At 63.5% G+C, this 26,489-nt stretch carries 26 protein-coding genes and 1 pseudogene; 17 read left to right on the top strand and 10 right to left on the bottom strand.

The annotated features are described in order from the left end of the window. Positions 1 to 97: 97 nt before the first annotated feature. Positions 98 to 1,408 (top strand): NAD(P)/FAD-dependent oxidoreductase, encoded by a 1,311-nt coding sequence (locus tag GDH07_RS01035; RefSeq protein WP_152896506.1) that lies wholly within the window; start codon positions 98 to 100, stop codon positions 1,406 to 1,408. A gap of 55 nt (positions 1,409 to 1,463) precedes the next feature. On the opposite strand, the gene GDH07_RS01030 is transcribed toward GDH07_RS01035, so the two are convergent. Further along, the gene (locus tag GDH07_RS01030; RefSeq protein ID WP_053133659.1) at positions 1,464 to 1,709 is read right to left on the bottom strand and encodes a DUF1127 domain-containing protein; all 246 of its coding nucleotides are present in this window, start codon (positions 1,707 to 1,709) and stop codon (positions 1,464 to 1,466) included. Positions 1,710 to 1,887: 178 nt separating this feature from the next. On the opposite strand from GDH07_RS01030, the gene GDH07_RS01025 reads away from it, so the two are divergent. Together GDH07_RS01025 and GDH07_RS01020 are read left to right on the top strand one after the other, a co-directional pair. Then, complete coding sequence (locus GDH07_RS01025) at positions 1,888 to 3,312, top strand: aminotransferase-like domain-containing protein (RefSeq protein WP_022641828.1); 1,425 nt, start codon at positions 1,888 to 1,890, stop codon at positions 3,310 to 3,312. 62 nt (positions 3,313 to 3,374) lie between these two features. After that, on the top strand, positions 3,375 to 4,943 hold the full coding sequence (locus GDH07_RS01020; protein WP_152896505.1) for a phospholipase D family protein: 1,569 nt from the start codon (positions 3,375 to 3,377) through the stop codon (positions 4,941 to 4,943). 3 nt (positions 4,944 to 4,946) lie between these two features. On the opposite strand, the gene GDH07_RS01015 is transcribed toward GDH07_RS01020, so the two are convergent. Together GDH07_RS01015 and GDH07_RS01010 are read right to left on the bottom strand one after the other, a co-directional pair. Next, complete coding sequence (locus GDH07_RS01015; protein WP_085594225.1) at positions 4,947 to 6,098, bottom strand: MFS transporter; 1,152 nt, start codon at positions 6,096 to 6,098, stop codon at positions 4,947 to 4,949. Between the two features lie 122 nt (positions 6,099 to 6,220). Continuing rightward, entirely contained in the window at positions 6,221 to 7,714 is a 1,494-nt protein-coding gene (locus GDH07_RS01010) for an aldehyde dehydrogenase (protein ID WP_022641831.1), read from the bottom strand. A gap of 239 nt (positions 7,715 to 7,953) precedes the next feature. On the opposite strand from GDH07_RS01010, the gene GDH07_RS01005 reads away from it, so the two are divergent. Further along, on the top strand, positions 7,954 to 8,316 hold the full coding sequence (locus GDH07_RS01005; RefSeq protein WP_152896504.1) for a cupin domain-containing protein: 363 nt from the start codon (positions 7,954 to 7,956) through the stop codon (positions 8,314 to 8,316). 58 nt (positions 8,317 to 8,374) lie between these two features. Here GDH07_RS01005 and rpmG read toward each other — a convergent pair whose 3' ends face one another. Further along, the gene (gene rpmG, locus GDH07_RS01000; protein ID WP_003177274.1) at positions 8,375 to 8,530 is read right to left on the bottom strand and encodes a 50S ribosomal protein L33; all 156 of its coding nucleotides are present in this window, start codon (positions 8,528 to 8,530) and stop codon (positions 8,375 to 8,377) included. 11 nt (positions 8,531 to 8,541) lie between these two features. Next, positions 8,542 to 8,778: a 50S ribosomal protein L28 gene (gene rpmB / locus GDH07_RS00995; RefSeq protein WP_031320695.1), complete on the bottom strand. Its 237-nt coding sequence runs from the start codon at positions 8,776 to 8,778 to the stop codon at positions 8,542 to 8,544. 449 nt (positions 8,779 to 9,227) lie between these two features. Between rpmB and GDH07_RS00990 the strand changes: the two genes are divergently transcribed. Next, complete coding sequence (locus GDH07_RS00990; protein ID WP_085594223.1) at positions 9,228 to 10,811, top strand: ABC transporter substrate-binding protein; 1,584 nt, start codon at positions 9,228 to 9,230, stop codon at positions 10,809 to 10,811. A gap of 51 nt (positions 10,812 to 10,862) precedes the next feature. Here the strand turns inward: GDH07_RS00990 and radC are convergent, their stop codons facing one another. Next, positions 10,863 to 11,537, bottom strand: a complete 675-nt coding sequence (gene radC, locus GDH07_RS00985; RefSeq protein WP_053133645.1) for a RadC family protein — start codon at positions 11,535 to 11,537, stop codon at positions 10,863 to 10,865. 131 nt (positions 11,538 to 11,668) lie between these two features. Here radC and coaBC point away from each other — a divergent pair, with 131 nt between their 5' ends. The 4 genes and pseudogenes from coaBC (at position 11,669) to argB (ending at position 15,928) form a co-directional block, all read left to right on the top strand. Beyond that, the gene (gene coaBC, locus GDH07_RS00980; protein WP_022641836.1) at positions 11,669 to 12,877 is read left to right on the top strand and encodes a bifunctional phosphopantothenoylcysteine decarboxylase/phosphopantothenate--cysteine ligase CoaBC; all 1,209 of its coding nucleotides are present in this window, start codon (positions 11,669 to 11,671) and stop codon (positions 12,875 to 12,877) included. 5 nt (positions 12,878 to 12,882) lie between these two features. Continuing rightward, the gene (dut, locus tag GDH07_RS00975) at positions 12,883 to 13,338 is read left to right on the top strand and encodes a dUTP diphosphatase (RefSeq protein WP_022641837.1); all 456 of its coding nucleotides are present in this window, start codon (positions 12,883 to 12,885) and stop codon (positions 13,336 to 13,338) included. A 259-nt stretch (positions 13,339 to 13,597) separates the two neighbouring features. After that, positions 13,598 to 14,998 (top strand): annotated as a pseudogene (locus GDH07_RS00970) (phosphomannomutase/phosphoglucomutase); the annotation flags it as partial. A 24-nt stretch (positions 14,999 to 15,022) separates the two neighbouring features. Next, positions 15,023 to 15,928, top strand: coding sequence for an acetylglutamate kinase (argB, locus tag GDH07_RS00965; protein WP_022641840.1), 906 nt, complete (start codon positions 15,023 to 15,025; stop codon positions 15,926 to 15,928). Positions 15,929 to 16,061: 133 nt separating this feature from the next. Here the strand turns inward: argB and pyrE are convergent, their stop codons facing one another. After that, the gene (gene pyrE / locus GDH07_RS00960) at positions 16,062 to 16,706 is read right to left on the bottom strand and encodes an orotate phosphoribosyltransferase (protein WP_022641841.1); all 645 of its coding nucleotides are present in this window, start codon (positions 16,704 to 16,706) and stop codon (positions 16,062 to 16,064) included. An 81-nt stretch (positions 16,707 to 16,787) separates the two neighbouring features. On the opposite strand from pyrE, the gene GDH07_RS00955 reads away from it, so the two are divergent. Continuing rightward, entirely contained in the window at positions 16,788 to 17,567 is a 780-nt protein-coding gene (locus GDH07_RS00955) for an exodeoxyribonuclease III (RefSeq protein ID WP_011064227.1), read from the top strand. A 62-nt stretch (positions 17,568 to 17,629) separates the two neighbouring features. Here GDH07_RS00955 and GDH07_RS00950 read toward each other — a convergent pair whose 3' ends face one another. Further along, the gene (locus GDH07_RS00950; protein ID WP_085594216.1) at positions 17,630 to 17,998 is read right to left on the bottom strand and encodes a DUF4870 domain-containing protein; all 369 of its coding nucleotides are present in this window, start codon (positions 17,996 to 17,998) and stop codon (positions 17,630 to 17,632) included. A 28-nt stretch (positions 17,999 to 18,026) separates the two neighbouring features. Next, a complete protein-coding gene (gene rph / locus GDH07_RS00945) occupies positions 18,027 to 18,749 on the bottom strand; it encodes a ribonuclease PH (protein WP_022641842.1) in 723 nt (240 codons plus the stop codon). 256 nt (positions 18,750 to 19,005) lie between these two features. Between rph and GDH07_RS00940 the strand changes: the two genes are divergently transcribed. From GDH07_RS00940 to GDH07_RS00915, 6 genes are all read left to right on the top strand, one after another. Beyond that, positions 19,006 to 19,869: a YicC/YloC family endoribonuclease gene (locus tag GDH07_RS00940; protein ID WP_152896503.1), complete on the top strand. Its 864-nt coding sequence runs from the start codon at positions 19,006 to 19,008 to the stop codon at positions 19,867 to 19,869. Between the two features lie 10 nt (positions 19,870 to 19,879). Next, positions 19,880 to 20,500 carry a guanylate kinase gene (gene gmk / locus GDH07_RS00935; RefSeq protein ID WP_022641844.1) on the top strand — a complete coding sequence of 207 codons (621 nt, stop codon included), beginning with the start codon at positions 19,880 to 19,882 and terminating at the stop codon, positions 20,498 to 20,500. Positions 20,501 to 20,669: 169 nt separating this feature from the next. Continuing rightward, positions 20,670 to 20,933 carry a DNA-directed RNA polymerase subunit omega gene (rpoZ, locus tag GDH07_RS00930; RefSeq protein WP_007921129.1) on the top strand — a complete coding sequence of 88 codons (264 nt, stop codon included), beginning with the start codon at positions 20,670 to 20,672 and terminating at the stop codon, positions 20,931 to 20,933. Positions 20,934 to 20,990: 57 nt separating this feature from the next. Beyond that, positions 20,991 to 23,096 (top strand): bifunctional GTP diphosphokinase/guanosine-3',5'-bis pyrophosphate 3'-pyrophosphohydrolase, encoded by a 2,106-nt coding sequence (gene spoT / locus GDH07_RS00925; RefSeq protein WP_022641846.1) that lies wholly within the window; start codon positions 20,991 to 20,993, stop codon positions 23,094 to 23,096. 36 nt (positions 23,097 to 23,132) lie between these two features. Then, positions 23,133 to 23,513, top strand: a complete 381-nt coding sequence (locus GDH07_RS00920; RefSeq protein WP_003176922.1) for a RidA family protein — start codon at positions 23,133 to 23,135, stop codon at positions 23,511 to 23,513. A 55-nt stretch (positions 23,514 to 23,568) separates the two neighbouring features. Next, positions 23,569 to 24,309, top strand: coding sequence for a hypothetical protein (locus GDH07_RS00915; protein WP_022641847.1), 741 nt, complete (start codon positions 23,569 to 23,571; stop codon positions 24,307 to 24,309). A 122-nt stretch (positions 24,310 to 24,431) separates the two neighbouring features. On the opposite strand, the gene GDH07_RS00910 is transcribed toward GDH07_RS00915, so the two are convergent. Next, a complete protein-coding gene (locus GDH07_RS00910) occupies positions 24,432 to 25,289 on the bottom strand; it encodes an NAD-dependent epimerase/dehydratase family protein (protein ID WP_152896502.1) in 858 nt (285 codons plus the stop codon). Positions 25,290 to 25,478: 189 nt separating this feature from the next. Here GDH07_RS00910 and exbB point away from each other — a divergent pair, with 189 nt between their 5' ends. Beyond that, the gene (gene exbB / locus GDH07_RS00905) at positions 25,479 to 26,489 is read left to right on the top strand and encodes a tonB-system energizer ExbB (protein ID WP_152896501.1); all 1,011 of its coding nucleotides are present in this window, start codon (positions 25,479 to 25,481) and stop codon (positions 26,487 to 26,489) included.

Raw genomic sequence — 26,489 nt, 5'->3', positions numbered from 1 at the left:
CCGCCAGGTCAGCGCCGACCGCCCTGCGGTTGCCCCGCCGGAAAGGCGCGGATTATCCTCCGTGCATTTTCCAGACCCGATCAGGACGACGCCCTTCATGCCCGCCAGCCTCCAGTACGCCGCCAGCGACCGGCACCCCGCTTCCTATTACGCCGCCAGCAGCCTGCCACAACCGGACTATCCGGCCCTGGCCGGCGAGCAGGTCGCGGACGTATGCGTGGTCGGCGGCGGCTTCTCGGGGCTCAACACCGCGCTGGAACTGGCCGAGCGCGGCCTCAGCGTGGTTCTGCTGGAAGCCCGGCAAATCGGCTGGGGCGCCAGTGGGCGCAATGGCGGGCAATTGATTCGCGGCGTCGGCCACGGCCTGGAGCAGTTCACCAAGGTGATCGGCAGCGAAGGCGTGCGGCAGATGAAACTCATGGGCCTGGAGGCGGTGGAGATCGTCCGCCAGCGCATCGAGCGTTTCCAGATCCCTTGCGACCTGACCTGGGGTTACTGCGACCTGGCCAACAAACCCGCCGAGCTCGAAGGCTTTGCCGAAGAAGCCGAGGAACTGCGCAGCCTTGGCTATCGCCACGAGACCCGCCTGCTGCAGGCCAGCGAAATGCACAGCGTGGTGGGCTCCAAGCGCTACGTCGGCGGCCTGGTCGACATGGGCTCCGGCCACCTGCACCCGCTGAACCTGGCCCTGGGCGAGGCCCAGGCCGCCCAACGGCTGGGGGTGCGCCTGTTCGAACATTCGTGCGTGACCCGCATCGACTACGGGGCCGAGGTCAAGGTGCATGCGGCCCGCGGCACGGTGCGCGCCAAGACCCTGGTGCTGGGCTGCAACGCCTATCTCAACGACCTCAATCCGCAACTGGGCGGCAAGGTCCTGCCGGCCGGCAGCTACATCATCGCCACCGAGCCCCTGAGCCCGGACCAGGCCCAAGAGCTGTTGCCACAGAACATGGCCGTCTGCGACCAGCGAGTGGCCCTGGACTACTACCGGCTCTCGGCCGACCGGCGCCTGCTGTTCGGTGGCGCCTGCCACTACTCCGGGCGCGACCCCAAGGATATCGCCGCCTACATGCGACCGAAGATGCTGGACGTGTTCCCGCAGCTGTCCGCCGTGAAGATCGACTACCAGTGGGGCGGGATGATCGGCATCGGCGCCAACCGCCTGCCGCAGATCGGCCGGCTCAAGGACCAGCCCAATGTGTATTACGCCCAGGCCTACTCGGGCCATGGAGTGAATGCCACGCACCTGGCGGGCAAGCTGTTGGGCGAAGCCATCAGCGGCCAGCACGGTGGGGGGTTCGACCTGTTCGACAAGGTGCCGCACATCACCTTCCCCGGCGGCAAGCACCTGCGTTCGCCATTGCTGGCCCTGGGCATGCTCTGGCATCGCCTGAAAGAGCTGGCCTGAACACCAGGAACCTTCCCCGCTGCCAGGGCCAAGGGCCCCTGGCAGGCAAGCGCCGCTACCGCCGCCAGAAGGGCTTGAGCCCTTCTTCCCGTGCTTCGTCAGGGCTCAGGCCGATATCCCGCAACTGCTCGGCCGGCATCTCCAGCAGGGCCCTGCGCGTGCTCAGCCGATGCCAGTACAAGCCCCAGCGGCCAAGGCCGGAAGGCGCGGAACGGGACGATGCTCGCTCCACTGCCTGTTCCTGCTCCGCCACCAGTTCCTGACTGTGTAACGACAGCCGCACATCGCTCAAGCCGCTCATCTGCATCGCTCCTGTTGCTCAAGTTGCCATGAGCCGACATGATGCGTGGCAAGCAAAAACCGATACAGAGCCAAAGCATCTGTATTAACTCCATACAGATTTAGCCAGAATCCTGCTGAATCCTGGATTTTTTGCCGATCTGTACCGGTCCTCACGCCCACCACTACGAGGCAACAGCATGACCCTCTATGTGAATCTCGCCGAACTCCTGGGCACCCGCATCGAACAGGGCTTCTACCGACCCGGCGACCGGCTGCCGTCGGTGCGTGCCTTGAGCCTCGAGCATGGAGTCAGCCTGAGCACGGTGCAGCAGGCCTATCGCCTGCTCGAGGACAACGGCCTGGCGATGCCCAAGCCCAAATCGGGGTATTTCGTGCCGCCCAGCCGCGAGCTGCCGGCCCTGCCCGCAGTGGGCCGCCCGGCCCAGCGGCCGGTGGAGATTTCCCAGTGGGACCAGGTACTGGAGCTGGTTCGCGCGGTGCCGCGCAAAGATGTGGTACAGCTGGGACGCGGCATGCCGGATATCACCACGCCGACCATGAAGCCGCTGCTGCGGGCCCTGGCCCGGCTCAGCCGCCGCCAGGACATGCCCGGCCTGCATTACGACAACATCTACGGCGTGCTGGAGCTGCGCGAGCAGGTCGCGCGGTTGATGCTGGATTCAGGCTGCCAGGTGGGTGCCAACGACCTGGTGATCACCACCGGTTGCCATGAAGCGCTGTCCACCAGCATCCGCGCCATCTGCCAGCCCGGGGATATCGTCGCCGTGGACTCGCCAAGCTTCCACGGCGCCATGCAGACCCTCAAGGGCCTGGGCATGAAGGCCCTGGAGATCCCCACCGACCCGGTCAGCGGCATCAGCCTGGAAGCCCTGGAGCTGGCCCTGGAGCAGTGGCCGATCAAGGCCATACAGTTGACCCCGAACTGCAACAACCCTCTGGGCTACATCATGCCCGAGCAGCGCAAGCGCGCCTTGCTGACCCTGGCCCAGCGCTTCGACGTGGCGATCATCGAGGACGATGTGTATGGCGAACTGGCCTACACCTACCCGCGCCCACGGACCATCAAGTCCTTCGACGATGATGGCCGCGTGCTGCTGTGCAGTTCGTTCTCGAAAACCCTGGCGCCGGGCCTGCGCATCGGCTGGGTAGCCCCCGGGCGCTACCTGGAACGGGTGCTGCACATGAAGTACATCAGCACCGGCTCCACGGCTCCGCAGCCCCAGGTGGCCATCGCCGAGTTCCTCAAGGGCGGCCATTTCGAGCCCCACCTGCGCAAGATGCGCAACCAGTACCAGCGCAACCGCGACCTGATGCTGGACTGGGTCAGCCGCTACTTTCCCGCCGGCACCCGCGCCAGCCGCCCGCAAGGCAGCTTCCTGCTGTGGATCGAACTTCCCGAGCGCTTCGACTCTCTGAAGCTCAACCGCATCCTGCTGGACCAGGGGGTGCAGATCGCCGTGGGCAGCATCTTTTCCGCCTCGGGCAAATACCGCAATTGCCTGCGGATGAACTACGCTGCCAAGCCAACCCCGCAGATCGAGGATGCGGTACGCAAGGTCGGCGCCGCGGCCAGCCAGCTACTCAGCGACATCCAGGACTGACGCCTGCCCCTTTCGTCCCAAGCCAGGCATGTACCCCGTGCAGTGATACGAGATGACCCGACTTGAGCCGTAAACAGGCGTTCTCCTTGCTTCTGCTGCTGGGCCTCGGGCTCGGCGGCTGCGCCACTCCACAAACGCCACCCCGGCCCAGCCAGGCCCTGGCCGCCACTGACTCGGCGTTCGCTCAATCGATCAAGGCCCAGGCCGCTCCCTACCAAGGGCGCTCGGGCTTCCGCCTGCTGCCCAACAGCACCGAGGCATTCATGGCCCGCGCCGAATTGATTCGCCGGGCGCAAAGCAGCCTCGACCTGCAGTACTACATCGTCCACGACGGCATCAGCACACGGATGCTGGTGGACGAACTGCTCAAGGCCGCCGATCGCGGCGTGCGGGTGCGCATCTTGCTGGACGACACCACCAGCGACGGCCTGGACCAGATCATCGCCACCCTGGCGGCCCACCCGCAGATCCAGATCCGCCTGTTCAACCCCCTGCACCTGGGGCGCAGCACCGTCCTCACCCGCTCCATGGGCCGCCTGTTCAACCTTTCGCAGCAACATCGGCGGATGCACAACAAGCTGTGGCTGGCCGACAACAGCGTGGCCATCGTCGGTGGGCGCAACCTGGGGGATGAGTACTTCGATGCCGAGCCCAACCTGAACTTCACCGACATCGACATGCTCAGCGTCGGCCCGGTGGCCGAGCAGTTGGGCCACAGCTTCGACCAATACTGGAACAGCGCTCTGAGCAAGCCGGTGGATGAGTTCCTGTCCCGGGCCCCGTCGGCCAACGACCTGGACAACACCCGGCTACGCCTGGAGCAATCGCTGCAGGACAGTCGCCGGCAGAACCAGGCGCTGTATCGACAGCTGATGGCCTACCAGACCCAGCCGCGCATGGAGCTCTGGCGCAGGGAACTGATCTGGGCCTGGAACCAGGCCCTGTGGGACGCGCCGGCCAAGGTCCTGGCCAAGGGCGACCCCGATCCGCAACTGTTGCTGACCACCCAGCTGGCACCGGAACTACGGCGCGTGAGCCAGGAGCTGATCATGGTCTCGGCCTACTTCGTCCCCGGCCAGTCCGGCCTGGTGTACCTGACGGGCCGCGCCGATGCCGGGGTCGCGGTGAGCTTGCTGACCAACTCCCTGGAAGCCACCGATGTCCCGGTGGTGCATGGCGGCTACGCACCCTATCGCAAGGCACTGCTGGAGCACGGGGTCAAGCTCTACGAGCTGCGACGCCAGCCTGGAGAGCGCGGCGGCAGCGGGCCCAGGCTGTTTCACGGTGGCTCCATCCATGGCTCGGACTCCAGCCTGCACAGCAAGGCGATGATCTTCGACCAGCGCAAGAGCTTCATCGGCTCGTTCAATTTCGACCCGCGCTCAGTGCTGTGGAACACCGAGGTCGGGGTGCTGGTGGACAGTCCGGAGCTGGCCTGGCACGTACGCGAGCTGGCCCGGCAGGGGATGGCCCCGGCCCTGAGCTACGAGGTCAGGCTGGAGGATGGCAAGCTGACCTGGGTCACCGAGGACCAGGGCCGGCTGCACAGCCTGGATCAAGAGCCTGGCAGCTGGTGGCGCCGGATCAACGCCTGGCTGAGCACCCGCATCGGCCTGGAACGCATGCTCTAGCCACTACGAGGGCTGGGCCTGGGGGCTACCGAAGGCGCCTGGACGCAGCAGCAGGAGCAGCAACCCGAAGGCACCGGCCGCCACCAGCAGCAACATGGCATGGCCGCTGACCCACTGGCTGCCCGCTCCCGCCACCAGGGGACCGACCAGGCAGCCGATCCCCCAGAGCTGGGCCACATGGGCATTGGCCCGCACCAGTGCATCGTCGCGATAGCGCTCGCCGATCAGGATCAGCGACAGGGTGAACAAGCCGCCGGCGCTGGCGCCGAACAGCACCCACAGCGGCCAGATCAGCCAGCGATTATCCAGCAGCAGCGGAATGGCCAGGCTGGAACACAGCAGGATCACCGCGCAGCCGGTGAACAACCCACGGCGCGATATCCGGTCGGCCAGGGCGCCGATCGGCAGTTGCAGCAGGGCATCGCCCACCACCACGGTACTGACCATCGCCAGGGCGATGTCCTCGCTGAAACCCTGGCTCAGGCAATACACCGGCAACAGGGTGAGGATCAGCGCCTCGAAGGTGGCGAACAGCGCCACCGCCCAGCCAATCGCCGGCAATGCCTTGCAGAAGTGCCAGAGGCCCACCAGGGTCACGCTGCACGACTCGGTGGCCGGGGCGCCGCTGCGGCCCAGCAAGAACAAGGGCGCCACCGCCAACAGGCCGACCGACACCCAGAAGCCGTAGTCATGCTCGGTGCCCAACACTCCCAGCAGCAAGGGTCCGGCCAGCTGGCTCAGGGCGTAGCCGCTGCCATACAGCGCCACCAGGCGCCCGCGCCACTGCTCCACAACCAGCTGGTTGATCCAGCTTTCCCCGAGCACGAAGATGATGGTCAGCACCATGCCCAGGATCAGCCGCAGCACCAGCCACACCGGGTAGCTGGGCAACAGCGCCAGCAAGCCGATGGACACCGCCCCCGCCCACAGGCACAGGCGCATCAGGCTGGCGGTGCCAAGGCGGGCCGCCAGGCGATTGGAAATCTTCGCCCCAAGCAATACACCGATAGCCGGCATCGCCGCGACCACGCCGATGGCAAAGGGCCCGTAGCCCCAGCCTTCGAGGCGGAAGGACACCAGCGGCATGGTCATGCCCAGGGCCAGGCCCACGCTCAGGACAGCGGACAAAACGGCGAAATAGGTCGCCCAACGCATTTCCACGCTCCTGTGGATCATTGTTCTGCAAGGCACAGACAACACAGCCGGACTTCCCTTGCGGAAAGCCCGGCTGCGCTACGATCGCCCGCCCCTTCAGGGACGGGCTGGACACAAAGGACTCAGAGCTTGATCCAGGTCGCCTTCAGCTCGGTGTACTTGTCGAATGCGTGCAACGACTTGTCACGGCCGTTGCCCGATTGCTTGAAGCCACCGAACGGCGCGGTCATGTCGCCACCGTCGTACTGGTTGACCCAAACACTGCCGGCGCGCAAGGCCCGGGCAGCCTGGTGGGCCTTGGAGATGTTCGCGGTCCACACCGCTGCCGCCAGCCCGTAAGGGGTATCGTTGGCGATCTGGATCGCTTCTTCCGCAGTGTCGAAGGTGATGACCGACAGCACCGGGCCGAAGATCTCTTCCTGGGCGATCTTCATGGCGTTGCTGACGCCGTCGAAGATCGTCGGCTCGACGTAGGTGCCGCCGGTTTCCTCAAGGGTGCGCTTGCCGCCGACCAGCAGCTTGGCGCCGTCGGCGTGGCCAGCCTCGATGTAGGACAGCACGGTGTTCATCTGCTGGCTATCCACCAGGGCCCCGACATTGGTGGCCGGGTCCAGCGGGTTGCCCGGTTTCCAGGCCTTGAGGGCCTCCAGCACCATGGGCAGGAACTTGTCCTTGATGGAGCGCTCCACCAGCAGGCGGGAGCCGGCGGTGCAGACTTCGCCCTGGTTGAAGGCGATGGCACTGGCTGCGGATTCGGCGGCGGCCTGCAGGTCGGGGGCATCGGCGAACACGATGTTCGGACTCTTGCCGCCGGCCTCGAGCCAGACGCGTTTCATGTTCGACTCGCCGGAGTACACCAGCAGCTGCTTGGCGATCTTGGTGGAGCCGGTGAACACCAGGGTGTCCACGTCCATGTGCAGGGCCAGGGCCTTGCCGACGGTATGGCCGTAGCCTGGCAGCACGTTGAACACACCGGCGGGAATGCCGGCTTCAACCGCCAGGGCAGCGATACGAATCGCGGTCAGTGGCGATTTCTCCGACGGCTTGAGGATTATCGAGTTGCCGGTGGACAACGCCGGCCCCAGCTTCCAGCAGGCCATCATCAGCGGGAAGTTCCACGGCACGATGGCCGCGACCACGCCCACTGGCTCACGGGTGACCAGGCCAAGCTGGTCATGGGGAGTGGCGGCGACTTCGTCGTAGATCTTGTCGATGGCCTCGCCGCTCCAGCTCAGGGCCTGCGCGGCGCCGGGAACGTCGATCTCCAGGGAGTCGGTGATGGGCTTGCCCATGTCCAGGGTTTCCAGGAGGGCCAGTTCCTGGGCGTGCTGCTTGAGCAGGCCGGCGAAACGGATCATCACCGATTTGCGCTTGGCCGGGGCCAGGCGCGACCAGGCACCGGAGTTGAAGGTGGCGCGGGCATTTTCCACCGCGCGCTGGGCGTCTGCCGCATCGCAGCTGGCGATGGTGGCCAGCACACGACCGTCTACCGGGCTGATGCATTCGAAGGTTTGATTGGAAACCGAAGCGGTGTATTCACCGTTGATATAGGCGCGGCCTTCGATCTTCAGTTCCCGGGCGCGTTGTTCCCAGTCGGCACGAGTCAGGGTGGTCATGCGAGTAGCCTCCTCTTGTTGTGGATGCAAGCGCCACGCGAACGACGCTGGCACTCTTGAAGAATTCTGCCCGGCCAGCCTGTCTTCGGCCCGAGGCACTCGCCACCCTAAACCAGCGGGACCGGTACTTTCAATATATTTGACAGAGCCCGGGCAAACCGGATTGCTATGTGCATTTTAATAAACATAGACTCTGCCCTTCATAGCCACTCGCGCCGTAATCACGGGGGAATCCAGCAATGAGCATCCACAACGTCGTCGACTTCAGCCAGGCCGCCACCGAGGTCGAACGCTATCGGCCCGCCGCAGAAAAGATCCTCAAGGGCGACCCCGAGCAAGCGGTGCTCAACCACTACGCCAGCCCCTGCGGCCAACTCAATGCAGGGATCTGGGAAGGCGCCGTAGGCCAGTGGACGGTGAACTTCACCGAGCATGAATACTGCGAGATCCTGCAGGGCGTGTCGGTCCTGCGCGACAACGACGGCAACGCCAAGACCCTGCGCGCGGGCGACCGTTTCGTGATCCCTGCCGGCTTCAGGGGCACCTGGGAAGTGCTGGAACCCTGCCGCAAGGTCTACGTGGCCTTCGAACAGAAATCCTGAATCGCAGGCACAAAAAAACCCGCTTGAAGGCGGGTTTTTTTGTCAGAAGAAAAATCAATTACTTGATTTTGCCTTCTTTGTAGATCACGTGCTTACGAACAACCGGATCGTATTTCTTGATCTCGATTTTGTCCGGAGTAGTACGCTTGTTCTTGTCGGTAGTGTAGAAGTGACCAGTACCGGCGCTCGAGATCAAACGAATCAATTCACGCATGATTAGCTCCCTTAAACCTTGCCGCCATCGCGACGGATGTCGACCAGAACGGCGTCGATACCGCGCTTGTCGATGATACGCATGCCTTTGGCAGATACGCGCAGACGCACGAAACGTTTCTCGGACTCAACCCAGAAGCGGTGATGCTGCAGGTTCGGCAGGAAACGACGACGGGTTTTGTTGTTTGCGTGGGAAATGTTATTCCCAGTCACCGGACCCTTACCGGTAACTTGACAGACTCTAGACATGCCTCAGCCCTCTAAAACCACATGCCCAACCCGGCATGGGTTGGCCGCTTAATCTCTCAGTCATTTGGCGCCAGGCGCCGCGTTTCTTTAGGGTCTTACCGGCTACGCCTGCAGGTGCAAGGAACCGGGCCCCTAGAAAAGAGCGCTGCTTTATACCAGAAAGACCCCATAGCAACAACAGCCGCTGCGCTCGGGATGATGAAAAGTGCTGATTTTCTTGCGCCGGACGCCTGCGGCAAAGGCTACCGCAGAAAATGACCACTCGTCGCTGAATACTTTCCAGACGCCGCCAACACTGCAGGGCAACCCTCCAGCAGGCCCACAGGCAGCCTCCAGGTGGCAGTTGGACGGTACGAAAGGGATAGTCATTTTCCCACGAGGTCACTAGGGTAAGGCAATTCCAGACTGCACTCGCAGATGGGCTTTCGATCTGCACAAGGAACCCGACCATGCGTCTTGCCGCCCTCCCGCTCCTGCTCGCCCCCCTCCTGAGCCCATTGGCCCAGGCCGCCGCGCTGAGCGTCTGCACCGAAGCCAGCCCGGAAGGCTTCGACGTGGTGCAATACAACTCGCTGACCACCACCAACGCTTCCGCCGATGTATTGATGAATCGCCTGGTGGAGTTCGATGCCAGCAGCGGCAAGGTTGTCCCCAGCCTGGCCGACAGCTGGGAGATTTCGTCCGATGGGCTGACCTATGTGTTCAAGCTGCATCCGAAGGTGAAATTCCACCGCACCGAATACTTCAGCCCCAGCCGCGAGATGACCGCCGAGGACGTCAAGTTCAGCTTCGAACGCATGCTCGACCCGGCCAACCCCTGGCACCAGGTGGCCCAGAGCGGCTTCCCCCACGCTCAGTCCCTGCAGCTTCCCGGCCTGATCAGGAAGATCGACGCCCTGGACCCGCTGACCGTGCGCTTCACCCTGGACCATGCCGACTCCACCTTCCTCGCCACCTTGAGCATGGGTTTCGCCTCGATCTATTCCGCGGAATACGCCGACCAGCTGCTCAAGGCCGGCACCCCGGAAAAGCTCAACAGCCAACCGATCGGCAGCGGGCCGTTCATCTTCGGCCGCTTCCAGAAGGACGCCGCGATCCGCTACAAGGCCAACCGCGACTACTTCGCCGGCAAGCCGGCGGTGGACACGCTGATCTTCGCCATCACTCCGGATGCCAACGTGCGCCTGCAGAAACTGCGGCGCAACGAATGCCAGATCGCCTTGTCGCCCAAGCCCCTGGATGTCCAGGCCGCCAGCGCCGACCCAGCCCTGAAGGTCGAGCACACCGCGGCCTTCATGACCGCCTTCGTCGCCATCAACAGCCAGCACCCGCCACTGGATAAACCCGAGGTGCGCCAGGCGATCAACCTGGCATTCGACAAGGCCAACTACCTCAAGGCGGTCTTCGAAGGTACTGCCGAAGCGGCCAATGGCCCCTACCCGCCCAACACCTGGAGCTACGCCAAGGAACTGCCGGGCTACGCCTTCGATCCTGAAAAAGCCCGCCAGCTCCTGGCCAAGGCCGGGCTCAAGAGCGGCTTCCAGACCACCATCTGGACCCGCCCTTCCGGCAGCCTGCTCAACCCCAACCCGAGCCTGGGCGCACAAATGCTCCAGTCGGACCTGGCCCAGGTGGGGATCCAGGCAGAGATCCGCGTGATCGAATGGGGCGAACTGATCCGCCGGGCCAAGGCTGGCGAGCACGACCTGCTGTTCATGGGCTGGGCCGGCGACAACGGCGACCCGGATAACTTCCTCTCGCCACAGTTCACCTGCGCGGCAGTCAAGTCCGGGACCAACTTCGCCCGCTATTGCGACCAGAACCTGGACAAGCTGATCACCGCGGGCAAGACCACCAGCGAGCAAGGCGTGCGCAGCAAGCTGTACCAGCAGGCCCAGACCCAGATCCAGCAGCAGGCGCTATGGCTGCCCCTGGCCCACCCGACCGCCTTCGCCCTGGCTCGCAAGCAGGTCCAGGGCTACCAGGTAAGCCCCTTCGGCCGCCAGGACTACTCCAAGGTCAGCCTCCGCTAGCCTCCCCCTACCCACCATGGCAAGCCCCGGGGTAGCGGGCTTGCCTCGGGTTCAGAGCCAGCCGTACTCGGCCATCGACAGCGGATCACCCTCGCCGATGATGAAGTGATCCAGCACCCTGACATCGATCAGCTCCAATGCCTGCTGCAAGCGCCGGGTGACCACCCGGTCCGCAGGGCTGGGATCGGAAATGCCCGACGGGTGGTTGTGGCAGAGGATCACCGCCGCGGCGTTGTGGGCCAGGGTGCGCTTGATCACCTGGCGCGGATGCACCGTCGTGCTATCGATCGAGCCATGGAACAGGATCTCGAACGCCAGGACCCGATGCTTGGTGTCCAGGAACAGGCAGCCGAACACCTCATGGGGTTCGTGCCGCAGCATCGACTTCAGGTAATCGCGCACCACCAGTGGGTTTTCCAACGCGGAGTGCCGATGCAGCTCCTGCGCGAGGTTGCGCCGGGCCATTTCCAGCACGGCCTGCAACTGCGCATATTTGGCCGGCCCCAACCCCGGCTGGCGGGTAAAGGTCAGCTGGTCCGCCTCCAACAGGCTGCGCAAGCTGCCAAAACGCTGCAACAGCAGCCGGGCCAGGTCGACCGCGCTCCTGCCGGCGATACCGGTACGCAGGAAGATCGCCAGCAACTCGGCATCGGAAAGGCTGAGCGCGCCCTGCTCCAGAAGCCGTTCCCGCGGGCGCTCCGCCGCGGGCCAATCACGAATGCTCATCACACCTCCCTGTGCATGGCGCCGCTGTTCCATGGCGGACGCTGTGCTATCTTAGCCCCCTCTTTTTTGCGTGGTATTTCACCTGGGGAGGGGAACTCCACGCAGTAATCTCTGAACGGAAAGACAGGCCTATGCAGCGGCTGTATCGCAAACGCATCGTGCTCGGCGTCGGTGGCGGCATTGCCGCCTACAAGAGCGCGGAGCTGGTTCGCCGACTCCTCGACCAGGGCGCCGAAGTGCGCGTGGTCATGACCCGGGGCGGCTGTGAATTCATCACCCCGCTGACCCTCCAGGCCCTCTCCGGGCATCCGGTCCACCTCGACCTGCTGGACCCGGCGGCCGAAGCCGCCATGGGCCATATCGAGCTGGCCAAGTGGGCCGACCTGGTGCTGATCGCCCCGGCCACGGCCGACCTGATCGCCCGCCTGGCCCAGGGCATCGCCGATGACCTGCTGACCACCCTGGTCCTGGCCACCGACGCCACCGTGGCCATCGCCCCGGCCATGAACCAAGCCATGTGGCGCGATCCTGCCACCCAAGCCAACACCCAGCTCCTGCAGAGCCGCGGCCTGCGAGTATTCGGCCCGGCCTCCGGCAGCCAGGCCTGCGGCGATGTCGGCCTGGGTCGCATGCTCGAAGCCAACGACCTGGCACTGTGCGCCGCCGATTGCTTCCAGCACCAGGCCCTGACCGGCAAGCATGTACTGATCACCGCCGGGCCGACCCAGGAAAACATCGACCCGGTGCGCTACATCACCAACCATAGCTCAGGGAAAATGGGCTTCGCCCTGGCCGAGGCCGCCGTCGAAGCCGGCGCCCGGGTCACCCTGATCACCGGACCGGTGCACCTGCCAACCCCCGACCGAGTCACGCGGATCGACGTCGTCAGCGCTCGCGACATGCTCGCGGCCTGCGAGGCGGCCATTCCATGCGACATTTTCATCGCCTCTGCGGCGGTCGCGGATTACCGCCCGGAAGTCGTTGCCCCACAGAAATTAAAGAAAGACCCTACGAACGGTGACGGCCTGCTGCTGCAAATGGTGCGCAACCCGGACATCCTGGCCACCATCGCCACCCGTCCTGACCGCCCATTCAGCGTCGGCTTCGCCGCCGAGACCGAACACCTGCTCGACTACGCTGCACGCAAACTGAAGGACAAGAACCTCGACCTGATCGTCGCCAACGACGTGGCCAACCCGAGCATTGGCTTCAACAGCGAGGAAAACGCCTGCAGCGTGATTGACCGAGAGTTGCACGCAACCCTCTTCGCCCAGACCAGCAAGGGCAAGATTGCCCGCCAGCTGATCTCCTTCATCGCCGAACGGCTGAACCAGGTTTAACTCGCATGCACGCTTTACAAGCCAAGATCCTCGACCCACGCATCGGTAGCGAATTCCCCCTGCCGCAGTACGCCACGCCAGGCTCCGCCGGCCTCGACCTGCGCGCCATGCTCAAGGAAGACACCGTACTGGAACCGGGCCAGACCTTGCTGATCCCTACTGGCCTGTCGGTCTACATCGGCGACCCGGGCCTGGCCGCCCTGATCCTGCCTCGCTCCGGCCTGGGCCACAAACACGGCATCGTGCTGGGTAACCTCGTGGGCCTGATCGACTCGGACTACCAGGGCGAACTGATGGTGTCCTGCTGGAACCGAGGCCAGAGTGCCTTCAACATCGCTGTCGGCGAGCGTATCGCCCAGCTGGTGCTGGTACCTGTGGTCCAGGCCCACTTCGAGGTGGTCGAGGCGTTCGATGAGAGCCAGCGCGGTGCTGGCGGTTTCGGCCACTCCGGCAGCCATTGAGGCTGGCTGCGGGCCGGGCGCCCTGCCCGGCCCGTTCATCTCACCTGGGAAATTTCAGGATGAACGGTCGCCGGCCATTGCCAGCGATTCTGCCCTGCCTGCCCCGGCTCCGGAGGTGATGGCACACCGGTCATAGCCCCCGGATGGCACTTTCGCAGTACGAACTCTATGCTGAAAACGCCGTCATACCCTTCAGTTTGAGCCTGCCGGCCTGTCATTCCACGGCCGTACTGCACCCCCTTCAGATGGAGCACCCTCAGTGATGAGCACCGCAGCCAAAGTCGCCCCGAAACTTCCCGACAGCATCTTCCGAGCCTACGACATCCGTGGCGTTGTACCCGAAACCCTGAACGCCGAAACCGCCTACTGGATCGGCCGCGCCATTGGCTCCCAGAGCCTGGCCCAGGGCGAACCCAACGTTTGCGTGGGCCGTGACGGCCGCCTGTCCGGGCCAGAATTGGTGGCCCAGCTGATCCAGGGCCTGCATGACAGCGGCTGCCACGTCAGCGATGTCGGCCTGGTTCCGACCCCGGCCTTGTACTACGCAGCCAACGTACTGGCTGGCAAATCCGGGGTGATGCTCACCGGCAGCCACAACCCGTCGAACTACAACGGCTTCAAGATCGTCATCGCTGGCGACACCCTGGCCAACGAACAGATCCAGGCCCTGCACGAGCGCCTCAAGAGCAACAACCTGAGCAGCGCCCAGGGCAGTGTCACCAAGGTCGATATCCTGCCGCGCTATCTCGAGGAGATCACCCGGGACGTGAAGCTGGCCCGTCGCATGAAGGTGGTGGTCGATTGCGGCAACGGCGCTGCCGGAGTCATTGCCCCGCAACTGATCGAGGCCCTGAACTGCGAAGTCATCCCGCTGTTCTGCGAGGTGGATGGCAACTTCCCCAACCACCACCCGGACCCGGGCAAACCCGAGAACCTCGAGGACCTGATCGCCAAGGTCAAGGAAACCGGGGCCGACCTGGGCCTGGCCTTCGACGGCGATGGCGACCGGGTCGGGGTAGTGACCAACACCGGCAGCATCGTCTTCCCCGATCGCCTGCTGATGCTCTTCGCCAAGGATGTGGTGGCGCGCAATCCGGATGCGGAAATCATCTTCGACGTCAAATGCACCCGGCGCCTGGTTCCACTGATCAAGGAATATGGCGGCCGTCCGCTAATGTGGAAAACCGGTCACTCGTTGATCAAGAAGAAAATGAAGCAGACCGGCGCCCTGCTGGCTGGCGAGATGAGCGGCCATGTGTTCTTCAAGGAGCGCTGGTTCGGTTTCGATGACGGTATCTACAGCGCGGCACGCCTGCTGGAGATCCTCAGCAAGGAAAAAACCACTTCGGAAGAGTTGTTCGCCACCTTCCCGAACGATATTTCCACGCCGGAAATCAATATCCATGTGACCGAAGAGAGCAAATTCAGCATCATTGATGCCTTGCACGACGCACAGTGGGGCGAGGGTGCCAACCTGACCACCATTGACGGGGTGCGAGTCGACTATGCCAAGGGCTGGGGACTGGTTCGCGCCTCCAATACCACCCCTGTGCTGGTGCTGCGCTTCGAGGCTGACAATGCAGCCGAACTGCAGCGGATTAAGGACGTGTTCCATGTCCAACTGAAACGTGTTGCACCTGATCTCCAACTACCGTTTTGATTGTTTGAAGCACCGGAGCCCTGAATGACCATCGAACGCGACGCCGCCGCCAATACCGCCAAGGTCCTATCCGAAGCGCTGCCTTATATCCGCCGTTATGTCGGCAAGACCCTGGTGATCAAGTACGGCGGCAACGCTATGGAAAGCGAGGAGCTGAAAACCGGCTTCGCCCGCGACATCGTGTTGATGAAGGCTGTAGGGATAAACCCGGTGGTAGTACACGGCGGTGGACCGCAAATCGGCGACCTGCTCAAGCGCCTGTCGATCGAAAGCCACTTCGTCGATGGCATGCGCGTGACCGATGCGCAGACCATGGACGTGGTGGAGATGGTCCTCGGTGGCCAGGTGAACAAGGACATCGTCAACCTGATCAACCGCCATGGCGGCAGCGCCATCGGCCTGACCGGCAAGGATGCCGAGCTGATCCGGGCCAAGAAGCTCACCGTGACCCGCCAGACGCCGGAAATGACCACTCCGGAAATCATCGACATCGGCCATGTGGGCGAAGTGGAAGGGATCAATACCGACCTGCTGAACCTGCTGGTCAAGGGTGATTTCATCCCGGTGATCGCACCGATCGGCGTGGGCGCCAATGGCGAGTCCTACAACATCAACGCCGACCTGGTGGCTGGCAAGGTGGCCGAGGCCCTGAAAGCCGAGAAGCTGATGCTGCTGACCAACATCGCCGGCCTGATGGACAAGTCGGGCAAGGTCTTGACCGGCCTGAGCACCCAGCAAGTGGACGAGCTGATCGCCGACGGCACCATCTACGGCGGCATGCTGCCGAAGATCCGCTGCGCCCTGGAAGCAGTACAGGGCGGCGTGGGCAGCTCGCTGATCATCGATGGTCGCGTGCCCAACGCGATCCTGCTGGAGATCTTCACCGACACCGGCGTGGGCACCCTGATCAGCAATCGCAAGCGCCCTTAAAGCAGCAATGAAAAAGACCCCGCCGGGCTTGGCCTGGCGGGGTCTTTTTTTGCGTCTTCTGCAGGTGCTGAGCTTGTCCGCGATATCGGCGCACCAGGCAGGCCGCTATCACGGACAGGCCTCGCAGCAATACTCAGACGCCGAATTGCGCGCGATAGGCTTCCACCGCCGGCAGGTGCTGCTTGAGCTGCGGATCGTCCGCCAGGAACTCCAGGACCTGGTTCAGCGAGACGATGCTTACCACCGGGATGCCGAAGTCGCGCTCGACTTCCTGGATCGCCGACAGCTCGCCGTTACCGCGCTCCTGGCGGTTCAGGGCGATCAATACGCCGGCCGCCCTGGCGCCGTCCTGGGAGCCGATGATCTGCATGACTTCACGAATGGCCGTACCGGCAGTGATCACGTCATCGATGATCAGCACATCGCCGGTCAACGGCGCGCCCACCAGGCTGCCACCCTCGCCATGGGCCTTGGCTTCCTTGCGGTTGAAGCACCAGGGCAGGTCGCGCTGGTGATGCTCGGCCAGGGCGACTGCGGTCGCCGCAGCCAGGGGAATGCCCTTGTAGGCCGGCCCGAACAGCACATCGAAGGAAATGCCGCTGTCGACGATCGCCGCAGCATAGAAACGCCCCAGCTGGGCCAGGGCCGTGCCGCTGTTGAACAGGCCGGCATTGAAGAAGTAGGGGCTGGTACGCCCGGACTTCAGGGTGAACTCACCGAAGCGCAAAACCCCGCGATCGATGGCAAAACGAATGAAATCGCGCTGATACGCCTGCATGAAAAAACCCCAGATACCACGGATTTAGCTAATTAGGTAGAGCTCGGGTATCATACACGCACGTGATTTTTGGGGCCATTTATGCGGATCATCAGTGTGAACGTCAATGGTATTCAGGCTGCAGTCGAGCGCGGTTTGCTCAGTTGGCTGCAGGCACAGAATGCCGACGTCATCTGCCTGCAGGACACCCGCGCCTCCGCCTTTGAACTGGACGACCCAGCCTTCCAACTGGATGGCTACTTCCTTTATGCCTGCGATGCCGAAGTTCCCGCCCAAGGTGGCGTGGCTTTGTACTCGCGGTTGCAGCCGAAGGCGGTCATCAGCGGCCTCGGCTTTGAAACAGCCGATCGTTACGGGCGCTACCTGCAAGCCGATTTCGACAAGGTCAGCATCGCGACCTTGCTGCTTCCATCAGGGCAGAACGGCGATGAAGACTTGAACCAGAAGTTCAAGTTAATGGACGACTTCGCCCGTTACCTGGACAAGCAGCGGCGCAAGCGGCGCGAGTACATCTACTGTGGCTCGTTGTACGTGGCGCAACAGAAGCTGGACATCAAGAACTGGCGCGACAGCCAGCAGTCTCCGGGCTTCCTGGCGCCCGAACGCGCCTGGATGGACGAGATCATCGGCAACATGGGTTATGTCGATGCCCTGCGCGAAGTCAGCCGTGAAGGCGACCAGTACAGCTGGTGGCCGGACAACGAGCAGGCCGAGATGCTCAACCTGGGCTGGCGCTTCGACTACCAGCTGCTGACTCCCGGCCTGCGGCGCTTCGTACGCAGCGCGCGCCTGCCGCGCCAGCCGCGCTTCTCGCAGCACGCACCGCTGATCGTGGACTATGACTGGACGCTGACCATCTAAGCACCCTTGCATACCCCACAAAAAAGCCGACATCAGTGTCGGCTTTTTTGTGCTCGCTCGATCTACTTGACCAGCCGCCAGGTGAAGGGATACCGATAAGGCACGCCCTCCCCGGCCTTGACGCCGCCGATGATGGTCAGCACCAGGGCGCCCAACGCCAGCAGCCCGAACAGGACGAAGCCGATCAGCACGAACATCAGCAGGAAGCACACCGCCGAGGCAATGGCGACCGTCAACTGGAAGTTCAACGCCTCCTTGCCCTGGGCGTCGATGAAGGGATCGGTCTCGCGCTTCATCTGCCAGAGGATCAGCGGCCCGATCAGCGTACCGAACGGAATCCACAGCCCCAGCAAGGCAGACAGGTGACAGAACATCGCCCATTGCCGAACCTCATGGCTCGGCGTAGGCAGCGGAAGTTGCTCATCACTCATAACGCTCTCCTTGCCATGGCCGCCTGGATCAATCGGCGAGGGCGGCCTGTTGCAGTTGGAAGATCTCGGTCATGCCCTGCTGGGCCAAGGCCAGCATCGCATTCAGTTCGGCCGGCTGGAACGGCGCGCCTTCGGCAGTGCCCTGGACCTCGATGAAACCACCGGTGCTGGTCATCACCACGTTGAGGTCGGTTTCAGCCGCCGAATCTTCAAGATAGTCCAGGTCCAGCACCGGCTCGCCCTGGTACATGCCCACCGAGACCGCGGCGATCATCTGCTTGAGCGGGTCACCACCCTTGAGGCCACCACGCTTCTTGATCACTTTCAGGGCGTCCACCAGGGCCACCATGGCGCCAGTGATGGATGCGGTACGGGTGCCGCCATCGGCCTGGATCACATCGCAATCGACATACAAGGTGATGTCGCCAAGTTTGGACATGTCCAGCGCAGCACGCAGCGAACGGCCGATCAAGCGCTGGATCTCCAGGGTCCGGCCGCCCTGCTTGCCACGGCTGGCTTCGCGCTGGTTACGTTCACCGGTGGAGCGCGGCAGCATGCCGTATTCGGCGGTCAGCCAACCCTGGCCCTGGCCCTTGAGAAAGCGCGGCACGCCGTTCTCGACGCTGACCGTGCAAATCACTTTGGTATCGCCAAACTCGACCAGTACGGATCCCTCGGCGTGTTTGGTGTAGTTGCGGGTGATGCGGATCGAGCGAAGCTGATCGGCAGCGCGACCACTTGGACGTTTCATAGAGGAACACCTGTACGAGGACGGAAAACTGCCGAACATTATAAGGCCCGCGACCGCGCCAGGGCAGACCAAAAACCGCCAAAGGTCAATTTGCCCCGGCAAAGCCCTGTCACTATGAGCCCACGCCAGGGTTTGGGGGCTCCCACCGCACTGCGCTACAATCCTGCGCCTTCGCAGCCTGTCGGCTTTAATTCATCACTATCAGCCCACCCAATCCATTCATGGTTGGCGCCGGCGCTGAATCGGAGGGACCTCCATGGTGCACAGCATGACCGCCTTCGCCCGGGTAGAACGGGCCGGCACCCAAGGCACCCTGAGCTGGGAATTGCGCTCGGTCAACAGTCGCTACCTGGAACCGCACCTGCGCCTGCCTGAAGCCTTTCGCGACCTGGAAGGCGCGGTCCGCGAGGCCCTGCGCCAGGGCTTGTCGCGAGGCAAGGTCGAGTGCACCCTGCGCTTCACCGAGGAAACCACCGGCAAGTCGCTGCAGGTCGACCGCGAGCGCGCAGCGCAGCTGGTGGCCGCCGCCGAGTCCGTTGCCGGCCTGATCAAGCAACCAGCCGCGCTCAACCCCCTGGAAGTCCTGGCCTGGCCCGGAGTCCTGGTCGCGGATGCCAACGACCCGCAGGCCCTGAACAACGACGCCCTGGCGCTGTTCAACCAAGGCCTGAAGGAATTGAAGAGTGGCCGCGAGCGCGAAGGCGCCGAGCTGGCCCGACTGATCGACGAGCGCCTGTCCTCTATAGAAGAAGACGTGGCGACTCTGCGCGAACTGGTTCCACAGATGCTCGCGACGCAGCGGCAGAAGATCCTCGATCGCTTCGCCGACATGCAAGCCGAGCTGGACCCGACCCGTCTCGAGCAGGAGATGGTCCTGCTGGCGCAGAAGAGCGACGTCGCCGAAGAACTGGATCGCCTGAGCACCCACATCATCGAAGTTCGCCGTGTACTCAAGTCCGGCGGCGCCGCCGGCCGGCGCCTGGACTTCCTGATGCAGGAGCTCAATCGCGAAGCCAACACACTGGGCTCCAAGGCCTTCGACCCGCGCAGCACCCAGGCTGCGGTCAACCTCAAGGTGTTGATCGAGCAGATGCGCGAACAAGTGCAGAACATTGAGTAAGGCAACTGACATGACCCACAGCACCGGCACCCTGTACATCATTTCCGCCCCCTCGGGCGCGGGCAAGACCAGCCTGGTCAAGGCCCTGATCGACGCCGATGCCAGCATCCGCGTCTCTATCTCCCACACTACCCGCGCCATGCGCCCGGGCGAGACCAACGGGGTGAACTACCACTTCGTCGAGCGCGAAGAGTTCGTGCGGATGATCGAGCACGGCGACTTCCTCGAGCGCGCCGAGGTGTTCGGCAACCTCTACGGGACCTCCCAGAGCCATCTGCAGCAAACCCTGGACGAAGGCCACGACCTGATCCTGGAAATCGACTGGCAAGGCGCCGAGCAGGTGCGCAAGCTGATGCCCCAGGCCCGCTCGATCTTCATCCTGCCGCCATCCCAGCAAGCCTTGCGCCAGCGCCTGACCAATCGCGGCCAGGACAGCGACGAGATCATCGAAGGCCGGATGCGTGAAGCGGTCAGCGAGATGAGCCACTACGTCGACTACGACTACCTGATCATCAACGACGACTTCGCCCATGCCCTGGACGACCTGAAAGCGATTTTCCGCACCAACCAGTTGCAGCAGAAGCGCCAGCAACAGCGTTTCGGCAAATTGCTGGCTGAATTGCTGGGTTGAAAACAGCACTTCCCAAAACCGCTGCAAGCGCTTTACATTGGTGCCTGCAGCGCGTTGAAGGGCTTGGTCAAAAAATCAGCGCTTCCCTAAACGCTGGTGATTTTTTAAACTGTTGAGTCCGCTCGCCCATCCGGGCACCGCGCTTATTGCATTTGCTACGAGGAAGACCATGGCCCGCGTAACCGTTGAAGACTGCCTAGAACACGTGGATAACCGCTTTGAGCTGGTCATGCTCTCTACCAAGCGTGCCCGCCAGTTGGCCACCGGCGGCAAAGAGCCGAAAGTAGCATGGGAAAACGACAAGCCTACCGTTGTCGCCCTGCGCGAAATCGCTGAAGGCCTGATCGACTATGCAGCCATCGCCGAAGCCGAGATCGTCGAAGACGAGCCGCTTTTCGCTGCTTTCGAGGACGAGTCCAACGAGGCCGTCTGAGCCTATGCCTGGTCGACGTAGCACGGCGCGGGATCACAGCCTACGGCAGGAGACATCATGCCGAGCATAGACGCCCTCGCCGATCGCTTATCGACCTATCTCGGCACGGACCAGGTGAACCTGGTCCGCCGAGCGTATTTCTACGCCGAACAAGCCCATGACGGTCAACGCCGTCGCAGCGGCGAGGCGTACGTCACGCACCCACTGGCGGTAGCGAACATTCTTGCCGACATGCACATGGACCATCAGAGCCTGATGGCCGCGATGCTGCATGACGTGATCGAAGACACCGGCATCGCCAAGGAAGCGCTCAGCGCCCAGTTCGGCGAGACCGTGGCCGAACTGGTCGACGGGGTCAGCAAACTGACCCAGATGAACTTCGAGACCAAGGCCGAAGCCCAGGCCGAGAACTTCCAGAAGATGGCCATGGCCATGGCTCGCGATATCCGCGTGATCCTGGTCAAGCTGGCCGACCGCCTGCACAACATGCGCACCCTGGAAGTGCTGTCCGGCGAGAAACGCCGGCGGATCGCCAAGGAAACCCTGGAAATCTACGCACCCATTGCCAACCGCCTGGGCATGCATACCGTGCGCATCGAGTTCGAGGACCTGGGCTTCAAGGCCATGCACCCGATGCGTTCCGCGCGGATCTACCAGGCGGTCAAGCGCGCCCGGGGCAACCGCAAGGAAATCGTCAACAAGATCGAAGAGTCCCTGGGCCACTGCCTGGCCATCGACGGCATCCAGGGCGAAGTCAGCGGCCGCCAGAAGCACCTCTACGGTATCTACAAGAAGATGCGCGGCAAGCGCCGGGCCTTCAACGAGATCATGGATGTCTACGCGTTCCGGATCATCGTCGACAAGGTCGATACCTGCTATCGCGTGCTCGGCGCCGTGCACAACCTGTACAAGCCGCTGCCCGGGCGCTTCAAGGACTACATCGCGATTCCCAAGGCCAACGGCTACCAGTCGCTGCATACCACGCTGTTCGGCATGCACGGGGTTCCGATCGAGATCCAGATCCGCACCCGCGAAATGGAAGAGATGGCCAACAACGGCATCGCCGCCCACTGGCTGTACAAGTCCAGCGGCGACGAGCAGCCCAAGGGCACCCACGCCCGCGCCCGCCAATGGGTCAAGGGCGTCCTGGAGATGCAGCAACGGGCCGGCAACTCCCTGGAATTCATCGAGAGCGTGAAGATCGACCTGTTCCCGGACGAGGTCTACGTCTTCACGCCCAAGGGCCGGATCATGGAGCTGCCCAAGGGCTCCACGGCGGTCGACTTCGCCTACGCGGTGCACACCGACGTGGGCAACAGCTGCATCGCCTGCCGCATCAATCGCCGCCTGGCGCCACTGTCCGAACCGCTGCAAAGTGGCTCGACCGTGGAAATCGTCAGCGCCCCGGGAGCTCGGCCGAACCCGGCCTGGCTCAACTTCGTGGTCACCGGCAAGGCCCGCACCCACATCCGCCATGCCCTCAAGCTGCAACGTCGCTCCGAGTCCATCAGCCTCGGCGAGCGCCTGCTGAACAAGGTGCTCAACGGCTTCGACAGCGCCCTGGAGAAAATCCCGGCCGAGCGGATCCAGGCGATCCTCCACGAATACCGCCTGGAACTGATCGAAGACCTGCTGGAAGACATCGGCCTGGGCAACCGCATGGCCTACGTCGTGGCCCGCCGCCTGCTGGGCGAGGGCGAACAGCTACCGAGCCCGGAAGGCCCACTAGCCATCCGCGGCACCGAAGGCCTGGTGCTGAGCTATGCCAAATGCTGCACACCGATCCCGGGCGACCCCATCGTCGGCCACCTGTCGGCCGGCAAAGGGATGGTGGTGCACCTGGAAAACTGCCGCAACATCAGTGAAATCCGCCACAACCCGGAAAAATGCATCCAGCTTTCCTGGGCCAAGGATGTCACCGGCGAGTTCAACGTCGAACTGCGCGTCGAGCTGGAGCATCAGCGTGGCCTGATCGCCCTGCTGGCCAGCAGCGTCAACGCCGCCGACGGCAACATCGAGAAAATCAGCATGGACGAACGCGATGGCCGCATCAGCGTGGTCCAACTGGTGGTCAGCGTGCACGATCGCGTGCACCTGGCCCGCGTGATCAAGAAACTGCGCGCCCTGATCGGAGTCATCCGCATCACCCGCATGCGTGCCTAACCCGCCTCAAAGCCCGCCCATTACAAGGAGTCATTCATGACCAAGACCGTTATTACCAGCGACAAGGCCCCGGCCGCCATCGGCACCTACTCCCAGGCGATCAAGGCTGGCAACACCGTCTACATGTCGGGCCAGATCCCGCTGGATCCAAAGACCATGGAACTGGTCGAAGGCTTCGAAGCCCAGACCGTCCAGGTGTTCGAGAACCTCAAGTCGGTCGCCGAGGCTGCTGGTGGCTCGTTCAAGGACATCGTCAAGCTGAACATCTTCCTCACCGACCTGAGCCACTTCGCCAAGGTCAACGAGATCATGGGCAAGTACTTCGAACAGCCCTACCCAGCTCGCGCCGCCATCGGCGTGGCCGCCCTGCCAAAGGGCGCGCAGGTCGAAATGGATGCCATTCTGGTCATCGAGTGACACCCTCGGCGCGGCCGTCCAGGCCGCGCCGTTTTCGTTCTGAAAGGATTTCATCATGCGCAAAGCGCTAGCTGTTTCGCTGCTCGCCGCAATGCTCGGCGGCTGTGCCAGCGACCCCGCCAAACACGATGTCGGCGGCATCTGGATCAATCAGGTAGCGATCGACGCCGCCTCCAAGGGCGGACCTTTGCGTGAAGCCCTCCAGGCCAATGGCCCGACCCTGGAGTGGGAGATCAACACCAAGGCCGGCCAGGCCCGCTACACCAATGGTTTCGAGACCGTCGAAGGCAAACTGCCCAGCGAAAGCACCGACTCCGCCAAGATCGAGGTCTACGGCAGCACCCCTACCGAACTCAAGCGCAACGGCAAGCGCCTGCTCCAGGTCGCCAACGACAACGAACCCGAGCAAGTCTTCGACCGCCCCAAGGAGCCAGCCCCCGAAGGCGCGCCCCTGGGCGCCAACTTCGAGCGCGCCCTGTACTCGGCGTACCTGGGCGGCAAATGGAAGATCGTCAACGGACCTGGCCTAGGCAACGGCGTGGAGTTCCAGGCCGACGGCGCAGTACAAGGCCTGCCGGGCGTGGACCGCTATGCCCTGTGCCTGGCCGGCGACTGCGCCTCGATGAGCGGCGGCAACGACAGCATCTGGCTGCAACTCAATGGCCGTGGCAACTCCTGGATCTTCGTGCGCAAGGATCAGCAACTGGAGATCTTCCAGGCGGTCAATACCGCCCTGGCGGACGAGGTTCCATCGCTGACCCCGGGCAACCAGCAGTGGCTGCTGGAGAAGCAGTAATTCGCCGGTGACCGCTGCCGCAGTCGGTGACAAGGCCCGCAAGGCCTTGCGCCTTAGCGGTAGCGGCTCCCCTCGGGAGCCGGCCCCGGCCTTGGCGCAGGCGACAAGCCAGAAGGCTTGCCTCAGTCCTGCCCTTCAAGAATCGCCGCATACCCCTCGCGATAGCTAGGATAGCGTGGCACCCACCCCAGGGCCTTCGCCCGGGCGTTGCTGCAACGTTTGCTCCCGGTGCGCCGGACGCTGGAGTCCGCCGCCCATTCCGTCACTCCCAGGTACTCGCGCAGCCAGCCGACCACCTCTGCCAGCGGCGCAGGCGCATCGTCCACGCCAATGTAGCAATCCTCCAGCACTACCCCCGCGTGATCGGCCTTGAGCAGGCAGGCCAGCAGGCCGGCGGCATCGTCGGCGTGGATACGGTTGCCATACAAAGGCGGCTCCACCGCCACCCGATAACCCCGACGCACCTGGGTCAACAGCCACTCGCGGCCCGGACCATAGATGCCGGTCAGGCGCACCCGGCTGGCGGGAACTCCACTATTTAAGGCCACTTGCTCCGCCTCCAGCATCAGGCGTCCGGAGTAGGCATTGGCCTCGGCGGGAGAGCTTTCATCGATCCACTCGCCATCCTTCTGTTCGTAGACGCTGCTGCTGGACACGAACAACAGGCGCTTGGGGCGCTGGCCGTGCTGCTTGAGCCAGCCCAGCACGTGCTGCAACCCCTCGACGTAGGCGGCGCGATACCCGGCCTCATCATGCTCGGTGGCCGCGGCGCAATACACCAGGTAGTCCAGGGGCTCCCGGGGCCAGTCCGAAGGGCACTGCTCGCTGAACAAATCGCCGGCGACGCCAAGCACACCCTGGGGCAAATGCGACACCGTACGACGCAAGCCGTGGACTCGCCATTGTTCGGCCAACAGTTGAGTCGCCAGGCGACTTCCGACATCGCCGCAACCGGCGATCAGAATAGAGGGGGCAGACATCAGAAAACTCCTTGCACAAAGGTCAAGCCTAGCTTTCGCAGTGGACGAACGGCTAGCAATCGAAGAAAAAAAGATACTCTATTACTTCTGTTAACAAGAATTACTTGCAATAATGACCGCCCATTTTGTTCTCGGCCCTGCGAGGCCTAGAAGGACATTCACCCTATTCTCCTCTCAGGTCCGGCCAGCATGACAAGCAACCCATTCTCCGTCTCGCCAACCACACGCCCAAGCCCGCTGCGCACCATGGGCGCAGCCGCCGCGCTGCTGTGCAGCCTGCTGCTGGCCCCGACCGCAGCCTGGGCCGACCAGCACGCACCAGCCCCGGCTCCAGCCACCTCCGCACCGGTCGCCGAGCACCCAGCCACCGATCCGGCAGCACCTGCCACGGCTCCCGCCGCAGCTGCGGCAAACGACGAACAAGCTCCGGTCGAAGGCCAGCCAGTAGCCGCCCAGGACCTCCCCGAAGTCCTGGAAGCCGACAACACCCTGGGCATGGCCCACGACCTGTCGCCCTGGGGCATGTACCAGAACGCCGATATCATCGTGAAACTGGTGATGATCGGCCTGGCCATCGCCTCGATCATCACCTGGACCATCTGGATCGCCAAAGGCTTCGAGCTGATGGGCGCCAAGCGCCGCCTGCGCCATGAAATCGCTGCCCTGAAGAAGGCCACCAACCTCAAGGAAGCCAGCGCCAGCGCAACCAAGCAAGGCACGCTGACCAACCTGCTGGTTCACGACGCCCTGGAAGAAATGCGCCTGTCGGCCAATAGCCGTGAGAAAGAAGGCATCAAGGAGCGCGTAAGCTTCCGTCTGGAGCGTCTGGTAGCCGCCTGCGGCCGCAACATGAGCAGCGGCACCGGCGTGCTGGCCACCATCGGATCCACCGCCCCCTTCGTCGGCCTGTTCGGTACCGTGTGGGGCATCATGAACAGCTTCATCGGCATCGCCAAAACCCAGACCACCAACCTCGCCGTGGTTGCTCCGGGCATCGCCGAAGCCCTGCTGGCCACCGCCCTGGGTCTGGTCGCCGCGATTCCGGCAGTGGTGATCTACAACGTCTTCGCCCGCTCCATCACCGGCTACAAGGCCCAGGTGACCGACGCTTCGGCTGAAGTCCTGCTGCTGGTCAGCCGCGACCTGGACCACCAACCAGGCGAGCGTTCCGCACAACCGCACATGGTGAAAGTGGGGTAA

The organism is Pseudomonas piscis (assembly GCF_009380155.1).
Classification (GTDB): Bacteria; Pseudomonadota; Gammaproteobacteria; order Pseudomonadales; family Pseudomonadaceae; genus Aquipseudomonas; species Aquipseudomonas piscis.
Note: the sequence above shows the minus strand (reverse complement) of the source record. Positions and strands in the feature narration are given on the sequence as shown.

Bases quoted from the DNA above. Each gene is read 5' to 3' on its own strand.
- GDH07_RS00955 (WP_011064227.1), top strand. From the start codon at position 16,788: ATGCGGATCATCAGTGTGAACGTCAATGGTATTCAGGCTGCAGTCGAG.
- GDH07_RS00915 (WP_022641847.1), top strand. From the start codon at position 23,569: ATGCGCAAAGCGCTAGCTGTTTCGCTGCTCGCCGCAATGCTCGGCGGC.
- rpmB (WP_031320695.1), bottom strand. From the start codon at position 8,778: ATGTCTAGAGTCTGTCAAGTTACCGGTAAGGGTCCGGTGACTGGGAAT.
- dut (WP_022641837.1), top strand. From the start codon at position 12,883: ATGCACGCTTTACAAGCCAAGATCCTCGACCCACGCATCGGTAGCGAA.
- GDH07_RS01035 (WP_152896506.1), top strand. From the start codon at position 98: ATGCCCGCCAGCCTCCAGTACGCCGCCAGCGACCGGCACCCCGCTTCC.
- gmk (WP_022641844.1), top strand. From the start codon at position 19,880: ATGACCCACAGCACCGGCACCCTGTACATCATTTCCGCCCCCTCGGGC.
- rpmG (WP_003177274.1), bottom strand. From the start codon at position 8,530: ATGCGTGAATTGATTCGTTTGATCTCGAGCGCCGGTACTGGTCACTTC.
- GDH07_RS00940 (WP_152896503.1), top strand. From the start codon at position 19,006: ATGGTGCACAGCATGACCGCCTTCGCCCGGGTAGAACGGGCCGGCACC.
- exbB (WP_152896501.1), top strand. From the start codon at position 25,479: ATGACAAGCAACCCATTCTCCGTCTCGCCAACCACACGCCCAAGCCCG.
- coaBC (WP_022641836.1), top strand. From the start codon at position 11,669: ATGCAGCGGCTGTATCGCAAACGCATCGTGCTCGGCGTCGGTGGCGGC.
- rph (WP_022641842.1), bottom strand. From the start codon at position 18,749: ATGAAACGTCCAAGTGGTCGCGCTGCCGATCAGCTTCGCTCGATCCGC.
- spoT (WP_022641846.1), top strand. From the start codon at position 20,991: ATGCCGAGCATAGACGCCCTCGCCGATCGCTTATCGACCTATCTCGGC.
- GDH07_RS00910 (WP_152896502.1), bottom strand. From the start codon at position 25,289: ATGTCTGCCCCCTCTATTCTGATCGCCGGTTGCGGCGATGTCGGAAGT.
- GDH07_RS01010 (WP_022641831.1), bottom strand. From the start codon at position 7,714: ATGACCACCCTGACTCGTGCCGACTGGGAACAACGCGCCCGGGAACTG.
- GDH07_RS01030 (WP_053133659.1), bottom strand. From the start codon at position 1,709: ATGAGCGGCTTGAGCGATGTGCGGCTGTCGTTACACAGTCAGGAACTG.
- radC (WP_053133645.1), bottom strand. From the start codon at position 11,537: ATGAGCATTCGTGATTGGCCCGCGGCGGAGCGCCCGCGGGAACGGCTT.
- GDH07_RS01005 (WP_152896504.1), top strand. From the start codon at position 7,954: ATGAGCATCCACAACGTCGTCGACTTCAGCCAGGCCGCCACCGAGGTC.
- argB (WP_022641840.1), top strand. From the start codon at position 15,023: ATGACCATCGAACGCGACGCCGCCGCCAATACCGCCAAGGTCCTATCC.
- GDH07_RS00920 (WP_003176922.1), top strand. From the start codon at position 23,133: ATGACCAAGACCGTTATTACCAGCGACAAGGCCCCGGCCGCCATCGGC.
- pyrE (WP_022641841.1), bottom strand. From the start codon at position 16,706: ATGCAGGCGTATCAGCGCGATTTCATTCGTTTTGCCATCGATCGCGGG.
- GDH07_RS01015 (WP_085594225.1), bottom strand. From the start codon at position 6,098: ATGCGTTGGGCGACCTATTTCGCCGTTTTGTCCGCTGTCCTGAGCGTG.
- GDH07_RS00950 (WP_085594216.1), bottom strand. From the start codon at position 17,998: ATGAGTGATGAGCAACTTCCGCTGCCTACGCCGAGCCATGAGGTTCGG.
- rpoZ (WP_007921129.1), top strand. From the start codon at position 20,670: ATGGCCCGCGTAACCGTTGAAGACTGCCTAGAACACGTGGATAACCGC.
- GDH07_RS01025 (WP_022641828.1), top strand. From the start codon at position 1,888: ATGACCCTCTATGTGAATCTCGCCGAACTCCTGGGCACCCGCATCGAA.
- GDH07_RS00990 (WP_085594223.1), top strand. From the start codon at position 9,228: ATGCGTCTTGCCGCCCTCCCGCTCCTGCTCGCCCCCCTCCTGAGCCCA.